Below are 20,478 nucleotides of genomic sequence, written 5' to 3' on the forward strand. Positions count from 1 at the left end.
AACAGGCGTGCAAGACACTGACTAACAACTTAATAGCCCCTGCTTAACATCTTTCGTAAAATAATTGACTACTTTTGTAACGTCAACCAGTGAGGAGCATGAAAAAGATTAATTTACTTATACTAGATGATCGCGAAGAAAACATCATCAGTTTGCGTGCTTTATTAGAAGAGTTGGATGACTTGCACATCATAGCGCACACTGATCCTAATGAAGCGCTCAAGGTGTGTTGGCATGAAGATATTACCATTGCTATGGTAGATGTACAGATGCCAAAGATGAATGGTTTTGAGTTTGTTTCCCTACTTAAATCAAATCAAAAGACCAATCACATCATGGTCATTATGGTGACGGCCATTTCTAAAGAAGAACGCTATTTACTAGAAGGCTTACGAAGTGGAGCGATTGATTATTTGTATAAACCGCTTAATCCAGAGATCACACGCGCTAAAGTACGATCTTTTATACATCAAGTCCGTTTACAAGAAGAAATAAAACAAAAAAATATAGCCTTAGAAGTATCTGGCAAGGAGCTTTTGCTGGCGAAGGAAGAGGCGGAGCATGCTCGAAAGTCCAAAGAAATCTTTCTAGCCAATATGAGTCACGAAATACGGACACCGATAAACGGTATCATGAGCGTGATCCATGTATTAAAAACTTCGCCACTTAGCAACGAACAATTAGAATGGCTGGGCATATTAGACAATGCGTCGCAATCCCTTTTAGTGATTATCAATGACATATTGGATCTATCCCGAATTGATTCGGGCAAGTTCAAAATCGAGATGGAAGATTTCTCACTTACCAAGTTCATTGATAATATGGATCGCATGTTTAAGGTGAAAGCGGACCATAAAGACCTACATTTTATAGTAGAGAAGGAAGGAGATTTACCAGACAATGTGGTTTTTGATGCTTTGCGTCTTCAACAGATCGTGACTAATTTCATTTCTAATAGTCTCAAATTTACAGAGCAAGGGAGCATTACATTCAATGTTAAGCTATTGGACATTGGTCCGAAAGGATACTTGATTCGTTTTACCGTCACAGATACCGGCATTGGCATACTTACCGATCATCTGCCTAAAATATTCCAACCTTTTGAACAGGGAGACGGCGCCATCACCAAGCGATACGGTGGTACTGGACTCGGATTGGCAATTGTGAAACAATTGGCTGAATTATTAGATGGAGAAGTTGGGTCAAAGAGCGATGTGGGAATAGGGTCAAGCTTTTACTTTGAAGCTTGGTTTCAAAAAAGTAAAACCGAGCAAACTCAAAAACCAAATGAACCCTATATTAATTTCCCAAAATTAGATGGTGTACAAATTTTGGTGGCAGAAGACAATGACCTAAATGCGTTTATGCTGGCACATATGCTGAAGACTTGGAATTGCGAAGTGGATATTGTAAAAGATGGCCAGCAGGCATTAGACGCCGTGTTGCACAAAACATACGATCTCGTTTTGATGGATACGCATATGCCTGTCATGAGTGGCTTTGATGCCATCAAGGCCATCAAAGCACTAGACGATCTCGAAAAGAACAGCATGCCTATCATCACCATTTCGGCTTCTGTACTTGCCCACGAACAAGCTGCAGCCTACGAGGTAGGCGCACGATACGTTATTGTAAAACCGTTTGATCCCGTAGATCTTTACAGTAAAATATCCAGCGTAGTAGAAACAAGTACGACCGAAAATTGACGTTTAAAAAATTCTCATGTAGCTGCTTTCTAACGAATAATACTTAAATTCGTCTTGTAATACATACAAATATAGACTATGAAAAAAATATTTATTGCCCCTATCGCGGCTTTAGCATTTGGCTTAGCATCTTGTGGCGGCAACACAGATTCAGACAAAAAAGAAAATACACCTTCTGAAGAAGCAGCACCAGTATCCCCTGCCGCAACCGTACCTGGCATCGAGAATGTAGAATTATCCAACAATTGGACAGTTCAAGGTAATGATCAAATGAAATTTGATGTCAATTTGATCCGCGTAAAAGCAGGCGAGCCAGTAGAGATTACGTTCAAAAACGCAGGCGAACTGCCTATCGAATCTATGGGACATAACCTTGTCGTATTGAAACCAACAGTAGACATTCCTACTTTCGGCGGCGAAGCGGCTGGTGCTCCAGACAACGAGTACATTCCAAAATCGTCTCTAAGCTCTATCATCGCGCACACAAAATTATTAGGCCCAGGTCAAGAAGATAAGATCACATTCACTTTGGAAGCTGGCGTTTATCCATATATCTGCAGCTTCCCAGGTCACTTCGGGATCATGCAGGGTAAAATCGTTGCCGAGTAATAGCAAAATCAGCGATAAAGAAAACGACAATCTGTACAGATTGTCGTTTTTTTTTAACAATAACGTAAATTTCCAACTATCCGATTCGATCATTCTTAATTTAATCGTATTTTTGTGTAGAGAAAAAACACGACTATATGCAGTATGACGTAATTGTAATCGGAAGTGGGCCAGGCGGCTATGTAGCCGCTATCCGTTGCGCTCAACTTGGCCTTAAAACCGCTGTTATTGAAAAATACAGCACTTTTGGTGGAACCTGTCTAAATGTAGGCTGTATTCCTTCCAAAGCATTATTAGACACATCAGAACACTATCATAATGCTGCACACAACTTTGCAGATCACGGCATCAGTCTAGACAGCTTGAAGATCGATGTTAAGAAAATGATCGATCGCAAAAATGATGTTATCTCACAAAACACCGCCGGCATTACCTTCCTATTCAAGAAAAACAAGATTGATAGCTTTGAAGGCATGGGTTCTTTTGTGGACAAAAACACCATTAAAATTGAAAAAGAAGGTGCGGATGCACAAGAGATAAAAGGTAAAAACATCATCATCGCGACAGGTTCGAAACCTACCGCTTTGCCATTCTTACCTGTCGACAAAAAGAGAATCATCACCTCTACTGAAGCTTTGCAACTTCAAGAAATCCCAAAAAGCTTGATCGTAATTGGTGGCGGCGTGATCGGATTGGAATTGGGCTCAGTATACGCGCGCCTAGGATCAAAAGTGTCTGTGGTAGAATATGCTAAATCTATTATTCCTACGATGGACGCCTCTTTAGGCAAAGAGCTGCAGCGTGTTTTAAAAAAACAATTGGGTTTTGAATTCTTCTTGGGTCACAAAGTAACAGGTGCTACTACCAAAGGTAAAGAGGTAACTGTAACAGCAGAAGATGCCAAAGGCAACGAAGTATCTTTCCAAGGCGATTACTGCATCGTAGCAGTAGGTCGTACAGCTTATACGGAAGGCTTAGGCTTAGATAAAATTGGTATTGAAACCGAAGAACGCGGTAACAAGATCCCCGTAAATGAGCATTTGGAAACATCGGTAGAAGGCGTTTATGCAATCGGTGACGTGATCAAAGGTGCTATGCTAGCACACAAAGCAGAAGATGAAGGTATCTTTGTGGCAGAGCGTATTGCTGGACAAAAACCACACATTGACTACAATGCGATCCCTGGAGTTGTATATACTTGGCCAGAAGTGGCAGCTGTTGGACAAACAGAAGAGCAACTAAAAGAAGCTGGTAAAAAATATAAAACAGGCAATTTTTCATTCAAAGCATCTGGCCGTGCGAAAGCATCTGGCGATACCGATGGATTTGTGAAAGTATTAGCGGATGCTGAGACCGATGAGGTATTAGGTGTACACATGATTGGCCCACGTGCAGCAGATATGATTGCGGAGGCTGTAATGGCATTAGAATACCGTGCATCTGCAGAAGATATTGGTCGTATCTGTCACGCTCACCCAACTTATACGGAAGCGTTTAAAGAAGCCGCATTGGCCGCTACAGACAATCGAGCAATACACGCTTAGTTTTGAAACTATACGAAAGGGAAACAATAAGCTTGTTTCCCTTTTTTAATGACTATGTCACAATATAATTAAACGCCAAGTTTTTTTACCTATGAATTTTTACACGCGCAAATGGATCAAACCAGAAGATCTAAATCCTAACGGTAGCCTATTCGGAGGAACACTGCTTCGATGGATAGACGAGGAAGCCGTAATTTACGCTATTGTACAATTGGAAAATCCCAACATCGTTACCAAATACATTTCGGAGATTAACTTTGTGAGTTCGGCGCGCACGGGGGATATTATCGAAATGGGCATCGAAGCGATTGATTTCGGCAGAACATCACTCACCATGCGTTGCGAGGTGCGGAACAAGATCACACGTAAGACGATCCTGTCTATTGACAAGTTGGTATTCGTAAACTTAAACGAAGAAGGCACACCAACTCCGCATGGCAAGACAGAGATTCACTACAATTATTTGGGAATCGAACCGGACAAGAGAGATTAGATTTTAACGCTATTAACTTTATCAACTCAAAAAGAAATAGATCGCATTGTCGTACTTTCGCGCGATGACGCGATGATTGCTAAAATACAAAAAAAGCCTTTCGGAAATCCGAAAGGCTTTTTTTGTATTTGTACGTTAAACTTAACCGCCTAATACTTCAGATACTAGATCTGCTGCTTCTTTCAATGCGATTGCAGAGTATACTTTCAAACCAGATCCGTCGATTAGTTTTTTAGCTTCTTCTGCATTCGTACCTTGAAGACGAACGATGATCGGCACTGGAATATTTCCAATTTCTTGGTAAGCATCAATCACACCTTGAGCAACACGATCACAACGAACGATACCACCAAAAATGTTAATTAAGATTGCTTTTACATTCGGGTCTTGAAGGATGATATTGAATCCAGCTTTTACGGTTTCCGCATTTGCAGTACCACCAACATCCAAGAAGTTAGCTGGCTCACCACCTGCTAATTTAATGATGTCCATTGTCGCCATTGCCAAACCAGCACCATTTACCATACAACCAACGTTACCATCTAATTTCACGTAGTTCAAGTTTGATTTACCAGCTTCTACTTCGGTAGGATCTTCTTCTGAAAGATCGCGCAAAGCAGCAATGTCAGCGTGGCGGTATAGGGCATTTTCATCCAAATTCACCTTGGCATCTACCGCCAATATTTTGTCATCAGATGTTTTTAGTACAGGATTGATTTCGAACATAGATGCATCGATAGCATCATACGCTTTGTACAATGCTGCTACAAATTTGATCATGTCTTTTTGCGCAGCACCTGATAAGCCTAAATTGAATGCAATTTTGCGAGCTTGAAAACCTTGCAAACCTACTTTAGGATCAATTTCTTCTTTGAAGATAAGGTGTGGTGTTTTCTCCGCCACTTCTTCAATATCCATTCCTCCTTCGGTAGAGTACATGATCATATTACGACCAGAAGCACGATCCAAAAGAACAGACATATAGAACTCTTTTGTTTCACTTTCTCCGGGGTAGTATACATCTTGTGCGACAAGCACTTTGCTCACTTTCTTTCCTTCTGGGCCTGTTTGAGGAGTTACCAACTGCATTCCAATGATATCGGTAGCACGTTGTACGACCTCATCATGGTTTTTAGCCAATTTCACTCCACCACCTTTTCCGCGGCCACCAGCATGAATTTGGGCTTTGACAACCACCCAGTCCGAATTATACTCTTCTTTCAATCTCTTTGCAGCATCTAAGGCTTGCTCAGGGGTTTCGGCTACAATACCTTCTTGTATGCGTACTCCGAAACTTTTAAGTATTTCTTTTCCTTGATATTCGTGAATATTCATTGATTCAATATTTCCAGTAAAAGTAGTTTTTTTATTTGTAAGGGGCAAGTTATTGTTATGTAAACGACAATTTTGACAAGCTAAATTGCGAATCATAATCTAGCTATTTTGTGTAACTTCGCTCTATGATACTACAGGCCAAAGACATTTTTAAGACGTATGGCGAACTCCAAATATTGAAAGGCGTAAGCCTTGAAGTACAGAAGGGAGAAGTCGTATCAATTGTGGGCGCTTCTGGAGCTGGAAAAAGCACGCTATTACACATCATCGGTACGCTCGACACACCAGACAAAGGCTATCTATCACTCAATGGACAGGAACTCCACAAATTAAACGAGAAAAAATTAAGTGATTTTCGCAACCGCAACATTGGGTTTGTGTTTCAGTTTCATCATCTACTACCAGAGTTTACCGCTTTAGAAAATGTATCCATTCCAGGATATATTGCAGGAGCTCCGCAAAAAATGGTGGAGAAACGAGCGCTGGAGTTATTGGAGCGTTTGGGCGTGGCTGATCGCGCGATGCACAAACCGAGTGCATTATCTGGTGGAGAGCAACAACGCATCTCGGTCGCCAGAGCATTAATCAATAACCCCGCAATCATATTAGCCGACGAACCTTCTGGGAATCTCGACTCGGAAAATGCAGCTTCATTGCATCGCCTCTTTTTTGATCTTCGCGACAGCATGCAACAGACCTTCATCATTGTAACACACAATGAAGAACTGGCTAGCATATCTGATCGCACCATCCATATGCGAGATGGGTTGATCTACGAATAATCAAACTATTTATGTCCACCATTTTACTTACGTACGGTACAAGACCTATTGCGCAGCGCATTATCAAGTTGTTAAATACAAAGCATCAGCTGATTCTTGCGACCAATGAGGAAATTCCCTCCGTGTTATCGCACGCATACAAATCCATACCTAATCCTGCCAATCCAGTCTTTGCGCACGAAATGTTGAAAATCTGTTTGGATCAGAGCATTGATCTGGTTTTACCACTGGGTGAATCTGAGATAGCAGTGTTGGGCCCATCGACAATCTTATTTGAAGAATATGGCATTTCCATCCTTCTACCTTCGATGAATCCTCAGCTAGAAATTGCTAAGCAAGTTCCATCCGAAACGCCATTACAAGTTGTACAGAACGGTAAATCTTTATTAGACGAGAGCCAATCACCTGATGCTATAGAAAATGGTGTGTATGCTGTGGTAGGTAATAATTGGCTTCCAGTCATCATCTAACTCGTATCTATGAAAATCATAAATCCTGCAGCAGATAAGCAACTCTATTTATTTGAGGTGGATGATGTGTTGTATCCCAAGCGTGATTACGTATTACAAATCTATTATCTATTTGGTCAGTTTGTAGAATTTACCGAATCTAAACCCATTGCGGCAGCGATCACGCAATTTATGAAAGAGCGTTTCGAAGCCGACAACATCACTGGACTGCTACAGGCAACGCAAAAGGAATTTGACCTGTTAGAAGATTACGCTGAAAATTTTGAACGTCTGCAAGCGAACGCACATTTGCCGTTAAAACTCTTGTTATTCGAAGAAACAAAAGACACTTTTCAAACACTAACACAATTAGGCAAGAAAATAGCAATCTTGACAGCAGGAAATCCCGTGTTACAATTAAATAAATTAAAACATGTGGATTGGGCCGGTTGGGATCGACAAATCAAAATATTTTTTACAGACGAATTGGTTTTCAGAAATTTAGACCCTTTTTCTTATATTGCCAGTGAGTATGGTCTGGATAAAGCAGCGATTGAATATATCCGATAGCGTTTGGTAGACCATCAATAGCGCTTATTATTTAAGGATATTGTCATGGATAAAGTATCATATTTCGAATTGAGGTCTGCGTCAGCAGCATTCGAATGGACGTCTGTCCAAAAAGAAACCATTCACGCGATTGATAATATTACGCGTCATGACGACGATAATAAAAATCAACATAACAATCAAGAATATCGATTTACTCAAAAATATATCACCATATTCTTAGCACTCTTTGTGGCGATATCTAGCATTGTCACATCTTGTAGCAAAGAAATTGAGCCGACGGAACCTCCTGTCGTCCCAAGCACGCGCAGTACAGAACAACTAGTTGCCGATAGCATTTGCTATTACTATAAAGAACAATCGTATTGGTCTAGCGCGATTGCCACTGCAAATCCGATTAGCTCCTTTACCGACCGATTCTTTGTAAGTAATGTAGACTTAATGACGAATGCACGCCTTGCTCTTTCTCAGTTAGTCGCGCAAACGCCTGTACACGCGGGATATAATGGTGCCATAGATCGATTTTCTTACGTAGCCGAAGCTTCGTTGAGTGGTAGTAGCCTACGTGCAGATCGAGAAGACGGGTATGGCATTTATGAAACATTGGCTCGAATCAACAACGATACGATTGGCCATATTTACATCAGCCTAGCGGAAGGTGGTTCGCCCGCCGCTCGCGCTGGCATAAGACGTGGCGACAAGATTACAGGGATCAATAACAATCGAAATTTGCAAGTGCCCATCGTGGGAGGTGTAGCTCAAAACCAAACAGCAATCCTGCTCGTTAGGCAAGCTTTAGAAAGTCCGGCCTTCACGATCGAAGTAGAGCGCGAAGGTGTAACATATCGTCACAATTTACAATACGACAATTACGAAATCGACCCGCTGATAGCCGATACCATATATACAATACAGGGCCGAAGCATTGGTTATTTCGGTCTTTCTTCATTCGAACAGACTCGAACCAGCGGCAATATTGGCACCGCTTTTAGATCGAGATTAGACGCTATATTTTCCCGATTCAATGCAGCACAAGTGCAGGATATTATCGTTGATTTTCGATACAATATAGGTGGATATGTCCACGCGGCAGAATATGTGGCCAACCACCTGATTAACAATGAAGGTGATAGACGATTGATGTATAAGTCGGATACAAACCCCAATCTGCGCCAAGGGCGTTACGCCGGAGAGTTTGATGATGTCAACTTTTTAAAAAATACGACTCTTAATCCCCGAAAGCTTTACTTCTTGGTGGGCAACAATACGGCGTCGGCAAGTGAACTCGTTATCAGCGCGCTCATGGCCTATTATAATCCAAACGGCAATGATGATGCAGGATCTCGCAGAATGGAGATCATTGGTACTCCATCAGCCGTGAAACCGGGCACCAACATACCAAGCACCTATGGCAAACCCATGGGCTTCTTCCCGCAAACGATCATGAACAGAGTTGATCTATGGGCGGCGTCTTTCAAAATCATCAATGCTAGAAACTACACAGATTATTTTAATGGTATTCCTGCTACCTACCCTATACCTGTGCAAGACAACATTTTGTACAACTTTGGAGATCCGCGTGAATCTATGATATATACAGCCCTGTATCACAGCGTGAATAATTCCTATCCGATTACCTCAGCCAGCACGGCAGCTCGTAGTGCTCGCAATCCGAGCATGAGCACAAATGGCGTAGAAATCGTAAAAGAACTACACCCCAGAAGCCCACGTGAGTTGAAGAAGTACAAACAATAATCTTTAACTTAGCTTATGCCGAATAGTAAACCTGCTACCATAAAGGAAATAGCGAGAAAACTAAAGATTTCAACTTCGACCGTCTCCAGAGCTTTGAACAACCACCCAAGTATTGGTTTGGTTACTACAATGCGAGTAAAAGAAATGGCCGCAGAGCTCAATTACGAGCCAAACCAAACGGCGATCTTTTTTAAACAACGCAAAACATTTACCATTGGCGTTATTTTGCCCTATTTATCAGAACCATTTTTTGCAGATGCCATCGGCTCGATTGAGCAGTATGCAAGTGAAAAAGATTATACGGTGATTTTGGGTCAGTCACTGGATGATGAACAGCGCCAGCAAAAGATTGTTCAAAATTTTAAAAGACATCGGGTTGATGGACTAATAATTTCTTTAAGCAAAAACACGACTGATGTTTCCTTTATAGAAGCTTTAGGTCAAGCGAAGATTCCGGTAGTATTCTTTGATCGCGTACCTGAGCGCACCGATGTGCATCGTGTGTTTAGCGATCTATCTACCGGTATGAGAGAAGCTATTGAGGCATTTGTACAGCGAGGACACCAAAATATAGCCTTAATTAATGGGCCTGACACGATGATCGCTTCGCAAGAAAGACTATTGAGCTTTCAGGCTGCTATGAAGGAACAAAATCTCACACCCAATGAGAACTACATCGTTAGTACCGATCTGGCTGCAGCTAGCAATGAACAAGCGATGGAAACACTGATTAATCTGCCGGAAAGACCTTCGGCAGTAGTTGCTTTTAATGACATGGTGACGCTGGATGTTATGCGCTATTTTAGAACCAAAGGTCTAATATCAAATCAGGACTTTTTTTTCATCAGTTTTGCAAACAATCCCGGATGGGAATACATAGACAATCCGCCCATGGGAAGTATTGAGCAATACCCTGGAAAACAAGGATTAAAGGCTGCTGAAATCTTATTTGAAGCTATAGAACAGCAAGAAGATCTACCTGCTCAAACAGTCATATTTCCGTCTAAGTTGGCACTCACCTGATAATGGAACGTGAAGTAAAGTTTTTTTACTGGCTCCGCAAAAATGCTATTAGCTTCTCGACTGCCACCGCACGATGACTAATTTTATTCTTCTGTTCTGCGGTCATCTCTGCAAAAGTCTGCTCATAGCCTTCTGGTATAAAAATGGGGTCATAGCCAAAGCCAGCAACACCACGCTCTTCCGTAATAATACGCCCTTCCACGGATCCTTCGAAGAAATGCTGTTGGCCAGCAATGGAAAGCGAAATTACGGTACGGAACCGCGCAGTACGAAATTGATTCTCGCCCAAATTCTCCAGCACCAACGCGATGTTTTGCACCATATCTCGCGTGCCGCTATAATGTGCAGAATACACGCCCGGCTCACCGTCTAAGGCATCGATTTCTAAACCCGAATCATCCGCAAAACAGTCCATCTGAAAATGATTCACAACATAATCACTCTTTTGCTGCGCATTATGTTCAAACGTATCACCCGTTTCCGGGATGTCTGCCGTGCAACCAATGTCTGCCAACGATAGCAAATCAAATTCTTCGCCCAACATCGCTTTTACTTCTTGAAGCTTGTGTGCATTGTTGGTCGCAAATACCAGTTTAGTCATTCGTAATAAATTTTTTGAATTCAAGCCAGAAGGCTTTCTTCTTCTCTACATTAGCAAACATCTCCTCGAAACTATACGTATTGAAGACGGTCGCCACTTTACCTCTCATATATTCATTATGCGGAATTAGTGGCAACAACAAAGAAGCCGGATCTACACCAAGCAACGTAATCCGAGTCGGCTGGAAGAATTGCATAATGCGCTTGAAATCGTTGGGATTGTGCGCGTTGGCTAAATTGACCACCGCCACATCAGCTACCGTAAGCCCAACTGCCGCTAGGATTTTCTCGAAAGCATCCAATGCACCTGGAGAGAAATAATCAAAGTCGGGATAACGCAGGATAAAGAGAATACGTTTCTCGACCGATCCTTGATAAATAAACTCCTCCGGAGTACTCGCCGTGGCGACGATATTTTCCGGAGGAGTAATCAATGGTTGTGCTTGCGCCTGCTGAAAACTATTCGAAGGTTGCTCAGCGACGGTAAAATCCGCAGAGAACAACGTTTCGTTCATCAGCGCGTTAAGCGCAATGGGGTGATTTGTCAGCAGGTTGGACATCGTATTTTTATTGACCTAAGATCCAAGCAAAGATTAATGGTGCTACGATCGTAGCATCCGACTCTACAATAAATTTCGGCGTGTCGATATCTAGTTTACCCCACGTAATTTTTTCGTTGGGAACAGCGCCAGAGTACGATCCGTAAGAAGTCGTAGAATCTGAAATCTGACAGAAGTAAGACCAGAAAGGCACATCATGCCATTCCAAATCTTGGTACATCATCGGTACCACACAGATCGGAAAATCACCGGCAATACCGCCACCAATCTGGAAGAAACCAACTCCTTTGCCACCAGAATTCTCGCGATACCATTCGGTCAAGTAAACCATGTATTCGATACCTGACTTCACAGTTGACGCTTGCAATTGTCCCTTGATCACGTACGATGCGAAGATGTTACCTGTCGTAGAATCTTCCCAACCTGGTACCACAATAGGAATATTTTTTTCGGCAGCAGCCAAGATCCAAGAGTTTTTCGGATCGATCTCGTAATATTGTTCCAGCTCACCAGAGCGAACTACTTGATATAAAAACTCGTGCGGAAAATAGCGCTCGCCGGCGGCTTCTGCCTTCTTCCAAGCAGCCTCTAGGTGTGATTGCAAACGACGGAAAGCTTCTTCTTCTGGAATACAAGTATCCGTAACACGGTTATAGTGATTCTCCAATAAATCCCACTCGTCTTGCGGAGTAAGATCGCGGTAGTTAGGCACACGCTTGTAGTGCGAATGTGCTACTAAATTCATTACATCCTCTTCTAGGTTAGCACCTGTACATGAAATGATGGCAACTTTATCTTGGCGAATCATCTCCGCCAGAGAAATACCCAATTCTGCTGTACTCATCGCGCCAGCTAATGAAACCAACATCTTTCCACCTTCGTCCAAATGCGTTTCGTAGCCTTTAGCTGCATCTACTAACGCTGCAGCATTGAAGTGAAGGTAGTTTTTCTCAATAAATTGAGAAATAGGACCTCTGTTTTTCGTCATGATCTATTAAAAATTTAGATGGTAAATCCTTTCTAACAAAGGTAGCCTTTTTTGACGAAAAGCTAATCGCCAGTTAAAATCTCCCTGATCTACTTGGTTTGGCTCGAATATGGCTCGTATTTACAGAGAAGATATAGATTTGTGAGTATTTCAATATTGTCAACAAATCAAGCATAAAATACAAATAATACGATATAATCAGTTCATGTTTAAATTTGTATCAATATAACAAGCTAAAAAATGAAAATTGATTAAAATCATATTGTATTTATTACTATATTAGCAAACTAAATAATAGAGGAAGTATGATGTACGATAGTTTGCAGGCAGCCGGATTATACAATCCGGAGTTTGAGCATGATGCCTGTGGTGTAGGATTTGTTGCACATATAAAAGGGGTTAAATCACATAATCAAGTGGCTGATGCATTGACCATGTTAGAAAACATGGAGCATCGTGGTGCCTGTGGTTGCGATCCAGAGAGTGGTGATGGTGCTGGGATTATGATTCAATTGCCACATGAGTTTTTGTGGGAAGAATGCATTAATCTGGGCATACAGCTAGAAGAACCGGGCTACTATGGCACCGGCATGGTATTCTTACCAAAGGAACAAGAATTGAATGCACTTTGCCGATCGCTTATCAAAGAAGCAACGAAAGATCGCGGCATGGATTTCCTAGGATTTCGCGATGTGCCTGTCAATCGCGAAGGCATTGGCCCGACTGCATTAAGTGCAGAGCCAGAGATTGTACAATTTTTCGTTTCTCGCCCAGAAGGCGTTAAAAACACGGAAGATTTCGAACGAAAACTATATGTTCTTCGCCGTCTGATCGTACAGAAAGTAAAAGAACACCAAGAATATCCCCTACCCTTATATTTTGCGTCTTTGTCTTGTAAAACCATCATCTACAAAGGACAATTGACCACCTATCAAGTAGGCACGTACTACAACGACTTACGCGATTCGCGCGTGACCTCTGCCTTCGGCTTAGTTCACTCTCGTTTCTCTACGAATACATTCCCATCTTGGGCTTTAGCTCAGCCATTCCGCATGATGGCGCACAACGGGGAGATCAACACCTTGACGGGTAACTTGAACTGGTTTTATGCCGGTGCAAGAGCATTATCTTCTCCGTATTTCACCAAAGAAGAGATGGACATTCTTCTTCCAGTAGTCGATAAAGGGCAATCAGATTCTGCATGTTTGGACAATGTGGTGGAGTTACTGCTGCATTCTGGCCGTAGTCTGCCACATGTGATGTTGATGCTCGTGCCAGAAGCTTGGGATGGCAATACGCAGATGGACCCATTAAAACGCGCATTCTATGAATACCACGCCACCTTGATGGAGCCTTGGGATGGTCCTGCTGCGCTGTGTTTCACCGATGGAAAAATCATCGGTGCAACCTTAGACCGCAACGGACTACGTCCATTGCGCTATGCGATCACTTCGGATGATCGTGTGGTTGCCTCATCAGAAGCTGGTGCTCTACCAATTCCAGAAGAATTGATCATCGAAAAAGGCAGACAACAGCCTGGAAAGATCTTCGTAGTCGACATGGAAGCAGGACGTGTACGTACAGACGAAGAAGTAAAAGGAGAATTGGTACGCCAACAACCGTATGGAGAATGGCTGGACAACTATAAAATCAAGTTGAAAGAGTTAGCGGAACCCCGCGTTACCTTCACTTATCTATCAAAAGAATCGGTATTTAAATACCAACAATCATTCGGATACACACGCGAGGATCTAGAAACCATCATCGCACCGATGGCGTTGACCGGCTATGAGCCGATTGGTTCTATGGGTACCGATGTGCCTTTGGCTGTGCTATCCGATCAACCGCAGCATTTATCGAGCTATTTCAAGCAATTCTTTGCACAAGTAACGAACCCACCTATCGATCCGATTCGGGAACGCTTGGTGATGAGTTTGGCGACATTTATCGGTAATGCAGGAAACATTTTGATCGAAGACAAAAAATTCTGTCACTGTGTTGTATTAGAGCACCCGATCATCACGTCGAGCGAATTAGAGAAACTACGTTCTATCGATACCGGTGTATTCCAAGCGAAAACCTTGCAAACGTATTTCAAAGCGGATGGACAACCTGGTTCTTTGGAAGCAGGTATCGAACGCTTGTGTCGCTATGCAGATGATGCCGTAAAAGATGGTTTTGAAGTCATCATTTTATCCGATCGCGCGATCGATTCACAGCACGCTGCGATCCCATCTATCTTGGCCGTTTCCGCCGTACACCATCACCTGATCAAAACGGGTAATCGTGGCGCAGTTGGCTTGGTAGTCGAAGCGGGCGATGCATGGGAAGTACACCATTTTGCCTGTTTGCTAGCGTTCGGAGCTACGGCGATCAATCCGTACATGGCCTTGGCCAGCATCCGTACGATGAAAGAAGAAAAGCAACTAGACACCGATCTTTCGTGGGATGAGTTACGCAAGAACTACGTTAAGGCAGTATGCGCCGGCTTATTGAAAATCTTTTCTAAAATGGGTATCTCGACGCTACAATCCTATCACGGTGCGCAGATCTTTGAGATCTTGGGAATCGACAAGCAGGTGGTAGATACTTATTTCTGTGGCTCGGTATCACGCATAGGCGGATTGACATTAGATGACATTGCGCGCGAAGCGTTGGCCAAACATGCCAAGAGCTTCGAGACCGGTCGCGTACCAAAAGAAATCTTGCCAGAAGGCGGAATTTACCAATGGAAACGTCGTGGCGAAGGCCACTTGTGGAATCCACAAACGGTACACTTATTACAGCAAGCTTGTCGTAATAATGACTACCAATCGTACAAAAAATATGCTTCACTGATCAATAATCAACAAGAGCGCATGTTTACCTTGCGTGGCTTGTTGGACTTCGCCAAGCACCGTACGCCAGTGCCGCTGGAAGAAGTAGAACCGGCTAGCGAAATATTAAAACGTTTTGCTACAGGTGCGATGTCTTTCGGATCGATCTCACACGAAGCACACAGCACCTTAGCGATCGCCATGAACCGCGTTGGCGGTAAATCGAATACCGGTGAAGGTGGAGAAGACGAGATTCGTTACACACCTTTGGAGAATGGTGATTCGATGCGCTCCGCGATCAAGCAAGTTGCTTCAGCTCGCTTTGGAGTTACTTCCAACTACTTGACACAGGCGGATGAAATTCAGATCAAAATGGCGCAAGGAGCGAAACCGGGAGAAGGTGGACAGCTACCAGGTCATAAAGTAGATGATTGGATTGCTAAAACACGCCACTCCACGCCGGGCGTAGGACTAATCTCTCCGCCGCCGCATCATGATATTTACTCGATCGAAGATTTAGCGCAGCTGATATTTGACTTGAAAAATGCCAACCGTGCTGCTAGAATCAACGTGAAATTGGTTTCTAAAGCAGGTGTTGGTACGATTGCAGCGGGTGTGGCAAAAGCACACGCAGATGTGATCTTGATTGCTGGATACGATGGTGGTACAGGTGCCTCACCGCTAAGCTCGGTGAAACATGCTGGCTTGCCATGGGAATTGGGCTTGGCCGAAGCACACCAAACGTTAGTACAAAACAGACTGCGTAGTCGGATCGTTTTGCAGGCTGACGGACAAATGAAAACAGGTCGTGATCTAGTAATCGCCACGTTGTTGGGTGCCGAAGAATGGGGCGTTGCGACGGCGGCATTGATCGCAGGCGGCTGTATCATGATGCGTAAATGTCATTTGAATACCTGCCCAGTGGGTGTGGCTACACAAGATCCAGAATTGCGCAAATTATTCTCTGGTAAACCAGAAGACGTGGTGCACCTATTCCACTTCTTAGCAGAAGAAATGCGCGAAACTATGGCTGAGTTGGGCTTCCGCACCATCAATGAAATGGTTGGTAAAGCACAGTTCTTGAAAAAACGCGAAGATATTCCACACTGGAAAGCACAAAAGGTAGATTTCTCCGGCATTCTACACGTAGCCAGAAATTTTGCGGAAGATTCCTTATACAACACCGAAGAACAAGATCATGGTATGAGTATGATCTTAGATTGGGCACTGCTCAAACAAGCAGAGCGCGCAATTGAATCCAAAGATCCTGTATTTGGCACGTTCAAAGTCAAGAATACAGACCGCACCATTGGCACGTTGTTATCCAACGAGATCTCGAAAGTATATGGTTCGAAAGGCTTGCCTGAGGATACCATCAACTTCAAATTCGAAGGTTCGGCCGGTCAATCATTCGGTGCATTTGCTACCAAAGGATTGTCATTTGAGCTCGAAGGCGAAGCCAACGATTATGTCGGTAAAGGTTTATCTGGTGCGCAGTTGGCCATTTATCCAGCCAAGGAAAGCACCTTAGTACCTGAAAACAATATCATTATTGGCAACGTAGCATTGTATGGCGCCACTAGCGGACACTTGTATATCAATGGATTAGCAGGTGAACGTTTTGCCGTACGAAATTCTGGCGCTACAGCGGTTGTGGAAGGCATTGGTGATCACGGTTGTGAATACATGACTGGCGGCCGAGCGTTGATCTTAGGTGCTACAGGAAGAAACTTTGCCGCAGGTATGAGTGGCGGTATCGCGTGGATTTACGATATCAACGAGACATTCCGCGACAATTGTAATCAAGAGATGGTAGATTTAGATCCTTTGGATACCGAAGATGAAAACGAGATTATCATCTTATTAAAGAAACATATCCATCTGACCAATAGTGCAAGAGCAGCTTACATCTTGCAACATTGGGCAAATGAGAAATACAAGTTCATCAAAGTATTCCCGAGAGAATACAAGAATGTGTTAAATAAAAAATTAGTGGTCGCTTAGCGGAGGAAAGTTATGGGAAAACCAACAGGATTTTTAGAATATGATAGAGTTGCGCCTCAAAAGGATAAAGCAGACAGTCGCGTAAAAAATTATGAAGAGTTTGTTCAACCTTATTCCGACACGCAACTCAACGAGCAAGCGGCGCGATGCATGAATTGTGGTATTCCATTTTGCCATTCGGGTTGTCCGCTTGGAAATGTGATTCCGGAGTTCAATGATGCCGTATACGATGGTAAGTGGGAAGAGGCTTACCAAATATTGGTGTCGACGAATAACTTCCCCGAATTTACAGGAAGAATATGCCCTGCACCTTGCGAAGCTGCCTGTGTATTGGGTATTAATAAACCACCGGTATCTATTGAAGAAATTGAGAAACACATCATCGAGATCGCTTTCAAAAAAGGCTACGTAAAGCCAAACAAAAGCTTTTTGAAAACAGGCAAAAAAGTAGCGGTTGTAGGTGGCGGACCGGCAGGATTGGCTGCTGCTGCGCAGCTCAACAAAGCAGGACATGATGTGGTGGTTTATGAGCGCGATGATAAAGTCGGCGGCTTACTACGCTACGGTATTCCGGATTTTAAATTGGATAAATCGGTCATTGATCGTCGGGTAGAGATCATGCAGCAATCGGGTATAGAATTCCGCACGAATGCAGAAGTCGGCAAAAATGTGCCTACCTCAGAATTAGATGCGTACGATGCGGTGGTATTATCTGGTGGATCGACCATCCCACGCAACCTCAATATCAAAGGAAGGGAATTGAAAGGCGTGCACTACGCCATGGAATTTTTGAAACAACAAAATAAGCGTGTTGGCAACTCTCCGATTGACGTGGAAGAAATCACCGCTACGGGCAAAAATGTGTTAGTCATTGGTGGTGGTGATACCGGATCGGATTGTGTGGGTACATCCAACCGTCATGGCGCAAAAAGCGTCACGCAATTTGAGTTGATGCCTCAGCCACCAAAAGAGCGTACCGCAGCGATGCCATGGCCATCTTATCCGATGTTGTTGAAAACAACGACATCGCACGAAGAAGGTTGTGAGCGCCACTGGAGCGTAAGCACTAAAGAATTCTTAGGTGACGAACAAGGTAATCTACGCGCTGCATTAGTCGTAGATCTGGCTTGGGAAACCGATGCACTTGGCCGACCAACAAAATTCACGGAAGTAGAAGGCTCTGAGCGTGAAATTCCTTGTGAATTAGTCACACTCGCGATGGGATTCTTACATCCGCAGCATGATGGTTTGTTGGACGAAGCTGGTATTGGCTATGATGAGCGCGGTAACGTCAATGCAAAAGAGGGCGAATACCAAACTTCGAAAGCGAAATATTTCGCTGCAGGCGATATGCGCAGAGGACAATCCTTAGTGGTTTGGGCTATATCAGAAGGTCGCGAATGCGCACGCAAAGTCGATGAATACCTGATGGGATATTCGGAACTGGAATCGAAAGATGCTATTTATTCCTACGCGTAAATTACGGTAGCGTGTAGCTTTATTGAGCGCATATAATCATTAATTGAAAGCAAAGCCTGTTCTTATTTGAACAGGCTTTCTTTATATTCGTAGCACCCCGACGCGCTAAACTTATGAAAGAGGTTATATTATCACAAGTCTATCAACATCCATTGATCTCAGCGGAAGATCTTCGCCGCATTATAGACGCACATCATCCGCGCTCTTTCAAAAAAGGTGAGTTGATTTACAAGCGAGGTAAAGTCCTCAACGAATACCTAGTACTCGAAAACGGACTGATTCGTTCGTACACACACAATTATCATGGCGATGAGATTACGACCGATTTTTTTGGCCAATACGAGGTGGTCATCGAAGTGCTTTCGCTATTCCAGCGAACCCCGCTTCAAGAAGACCTGCACGCACTTACCGACGGCTGCGGATGGACGATACAGTATGACACTTTTCAAGAATTATATCATACGATTCCGGGACTAAGTGAATGGGGAAGACTCTGGATGACGAACAAATTGTTTCAATTCAAACAAAAATCTATCGACATTATTACCCAATCGGCCAGAGCGCGCTATTTGGACATTTTAACCAACAAGCCACAGATTATTCGCCACGCACCATTGAAGCAAATTGCTAGTTTTTTAGGCATCACCGATACTTCTCTTAGTCGCATTCGTAAAGACATTGGTTAGCGGCCAATTTCTTGCCATAAGACAAGAACAATCAAGCGTTTATGCATTAGATTTGTTTATACTTCGGCATCACTAATTGTCGTTCTCACTTTATAAACAACTATACTATGATTGCAAATCCTTATCTCAATTTTGAAGGCAAGACGGAAGAAGCCTTTCGTTTTTACCAATCCATCTTTGGTGGCGAACTAAACATACAATACATGCACCAAGTGCCCGACTTTGATGTAGCCGAAGAGGAAAAGAATTATGTGATGCATGCCTCCATTCCCTTAGGTAAAAATCAACTTCTCATGGCCTCCGACTGCCTAAAAAGCGCTGGACAAACCGTGACACCAGGCAACAATAATTACATCTGCCTCATCGTAGATAGCCGTGATGAAGCAGATCGACTCTTCTATGAATTATCCGTTGAAGGTGAGGTCGAAATGCCGATGGAGGATATGTTTTGGGGCGATTATTTTGGTTCATTCAACGATCAATTTGGTGTCCGTTGGATGATTTGTTTTGAAAACCCTAAATAAGAAATGAAAAAACTTCACTATAACATCAACATTAATGCCCCCTCCAAATGGGTTGCTGATCAGATGATCGGCAAAGAAACCTATCCGCAATGGACAACGCCTTTCAGTCCGACGTCAGACTTTGAAGGCGGCTGGAACAAAGGCGACAAAATTAAGTTCACTTCGCTGGATGAGCATGGCACAAAGCACGGCATCTTAGCAGAAATTGTGGAGCATATACCACATCAATTTATCTCCATGCATCATTACGGTTATTTGCATGCTGATCAGGAAATAACAGAAGGATCAGAACTTGCTGGATGGGAAAACTCTTTTGAAAACTACTATTTCGACGAAGAAGAAGGCGTCACCACCGTTCGTGTGGAGGTGACTGATGATGGCGAGCACGCTCAACATATGGATGAAATCTGGCCAAAGGCGCTGGAGAAGTTAAAAGCAATGTGCGAGCGCTAAGATTAGCGCAGCTAATTATCGCGCAGACTAAAGCTGTTTTTTATGATCAGCTTACGTTTAGGCATGATATTCGATTAAAGTGTTTTACAAAGGTTAAGCGTT

Annotated in this window: 17 protein-coding genes and 1 pseudogene; 14 read left to right on the forward strand and 4 right to left on the reverse strand. The window is 43.2% G+C overall.

What is annotated here, in order from left to right:
- Positions 1–98: 98 nt before the first annotated feature.
- The 4 genes and pseudogenes from GKO22_RS12255 to GKO22_RS12270 all read left to right on the forward strand — a co-directional run bounded on the left by GKO22_RS12255 (position 99) and on the right by GKO22_RS12270 (position 4,352).
- On the forward strand, positions 99–1,706 hold the full coding sequence (locus tag GKO22_RS12255) for a response regulator (protein ID WP_166335418.1): 1,608 nt from the start codon (positions 99–101) through the stop codon (positions 1,704–1,706).
- 78 nt (positions 1,707–1,784) lie between these two features.
- Positions 1,785–2,315 (forward strand): plastocyanin/azurin family copper-binding protein, encoded by a 531-nt coding sequence (locus GKO22_RS12260; protein ID WP_166335420.1) that lies wholly within the window; start codon positions 1,785–1,787, stop codon positions 2,313–2,315.
- 125 nt (positions 2,316–2,440) lie between these two features.
- Positions 2,441–3,859 (forward strand): annotated as a pseudogene (lpdA, locus tag GKO22_RS12265) (dihydrolipoyl dehydrogenase); the annotation flags it as partial.
- Between the two features lie 91 nt (positions 3,860–3,950).
- Positions 3,951–4,352: an acyl-CoA thioesterase gene (locus tag GKO22_RS12270; RefSeq protein ID WP_116773982.1), complete on the forward strand. Its 402-nt coding sequence runs from the start codon at positions 3,951–3,953 to the stop codon at positions 4,350–4,352.
- 141 nt (positions 4,353–4,493) lie between these two features.
- On the opposite strand, the gene sucC is transcribed toward GKO22_RS12270, so the two are convergent.
- Positions 4,494–5,687 carry an ADP-forming succinate--CoA ligase subunit beta gene (gene sucC, locus GKO22_RS12275; protein WP_166335423.1) on the reverse strand — a complete coding sequence of 398 codons (1,194 nt, stop codon included), beginning with the start codon at positions 5,685–5,687 and terminating at the stop codon, positions 4,494–4,496.
- Positions 5,688–5,812: 125 nt separating this feature from the next.
- Between sucC and GKO22_RS12280 the strand changes: the two genes are divergently transcribed.
- Genes GKO22_RS12280 through GKO22_RS12300 form a run of 5 tightly spaced genes read left to right on the forward strand, consistent with a single transcriptional unit; the run spans position 5,813 to position 10,266 of the window.
- Positions 5,813–6,469, forward strand: coding sequence for an ABC transporter ATP-binding protein (locus tag GKO22_RS12280; protein ID WP_166335425.1), 657 nt, complete (start codon positions 5,813–5,815; stop codon positions 6,467–6,469).
- Between the two features lie 11 nt (positions 6,470–6,480).
- Positions 6,481–6,939, forward strand: a complete 459-nt coding sequence (locus GKO22_RS12285; RefSeq protein ID WP_166335427.1) for a hypothetical protein — start codon at positions 6,481–6,483, stop codon at positions 6,937–6,939.
- 9 nt (positions 6,940–6,948) lie between these two features.
- Positions 6,949–7,488: an HAD family hydrolase gene (locus tag GKO22_RS12290; RefSeq protein ID WP_166335429.1), complete on the forward strand. Its 540-nt coding sequence runs from the start codon at positions 6,949–6,951 to the stop codon at positions 7,486–7,488.
- A 45-nt stretch (positions 7,489–7,533) separates the two neighbouring features.
- Entirely contained in the window at positions 7,534–9,243 is a 1,710-nt protein-coding gene (locus tag GKO22_RS12295) for a S41 family peptidase (RefSeq protein ID WP_166335431.1), read from the forward strand.
- Positions 9,244–9,258: 15 nt separating this feature from the next.
- Entirely contained in the window at positions 9,259–10,266 is a 1,008-nt protein-coding gene (locus GKO22_RS12300) for a LacI family DNA-binding transcriptional regulator (RefSeq protein WP_166335432.1), read from the forward strand.
- Positions 10,267–10,291: 25 nt separating this feature from the next.
- On the opposite strand, the gene GKO22_RS12305 is transcribed toward GKO22_RS12300, so the two are convergent.
- Genes GKO22_RS12305 through GKO22_RS12315 form a run of 3 tightly spaced genes read right to left on the reverse strand, consistent with a single transcriptional unit; the run spans position 10,292 to position 12,414 of the window.
- Positions 10,292–10,867 (reverse strand): non-canonical purine NTP diphosphatase, encoded by a 576-nt coding sequence (locus GKO22_RS12305; RefSeq protein ID WP_166335434.1) that lies wholly within the window; start codon positions 10,865–10,867, stop codon positions 10,292–10,294.
- A complete protein-coding gene (locus GKO22_RS12310) occupies positions 10,860–11,426 on the reverse strand; it encodes a hypothetical protein (RefSeq protein ID WP_166335436.1) in 567 nt (188 codons plus the stop codon). Before GKO22_RS12310 ends, GKO22_RS12305 begins: the two co-directional genes overlap by 8 nt.
- Before the next feature lie 7 nt (positions 11,427–11,433).
- Complete coding sequence (locus tag GKO22_RS12315) at positions 11,434–12,414, reverse strand: deoxyhypusine synthase family protein (RefSeq protein ID WP_166335438.1); 981 nt, start codon at positions 12,412–12,414, stop codon at positions 11,434–11,436.
- Positions 12,415–12,719: 305 nt separating this feature from the next.
- Here GKO22_RS12315 and gltB point away from each other — a divergent pair, with 305 nt between their 5' ends.
- From gltB to GKO22_RS12340, 5 genes are all read left to right on the forward strand, one after another.
- On the forward strand, positions 12,720–17,234 hold the full coding sequence (gltB, locus tag GKO22_RS12320) for a glutamate synthase large subunit (RefSeq protein WP_166335440.1): 4,515 nt from the start codon (positions 12,720–12,722) through the stop codon (positions 17,232–17,234).
- Positions 17,235–17,246: 12 nt separating this feature from the next.
- The gene (locus GKO22_RS12325) at positions 17,247–18,713 is read left to right on the forward strand and encodes a glutamate synthase subunit beta (protein WP_166335442.1); all 1,467 of its coding nucleotides are present in this window, start codon (positions 17,247–17,249) and stop codon (positions 18,711–18,713) included.
- A 113-nt stretch (positions 18,714–18,826) separates the two neighbouring features.
- The gene (locus GKO22_RS12330) at positions 18,827–19,399 is read left to right on the forward strand and encodes a Crp/Fnr family transcriptional regulator (RefSeq protein WP_166335444.1); all 573 of its coding nucleotides are present in this window, start codon (positions 18,827–18,829) and stop codon (positions 19,397–19,399) included.
- A gap of 107 nt (positions 19,400–19,506) precedes the next feature.
- Positions 19,507–19,923: a VOC family protein gene (locus tag GKO22_RS12335; protein ID WP_166335446.1), complete on the forward strand. Its 417-nt coding sequence runs from the start codon at positions 19,507–19,509 to the stop codon at positions 19,921–19,923.
- A 3-nt stretch (positions 19,924–19,926) separates the two neighbouring features.
- Entirely contained in the window at positions 19,927–20,376 is a 450-nt protein-coding gene (locus GKO22_RS12340; RefSeq protein ID WP_166335448.1) for an SRPBCC domain-containing protein, read from the forward strand.
- Positions 20,377–20,478 lie beyond the last annotated feature (102 nt).

The organism is Sphingobacterium chungjuense (genome assembly GCF_011316935.1).
Classification (GTDB): Bacteria; Bacteroidota; Bacteroidia; order Sphingobacteriales; family Sphingobacteriaceae; genus Sphingobacterium; species Sphingobacterium chungjuense.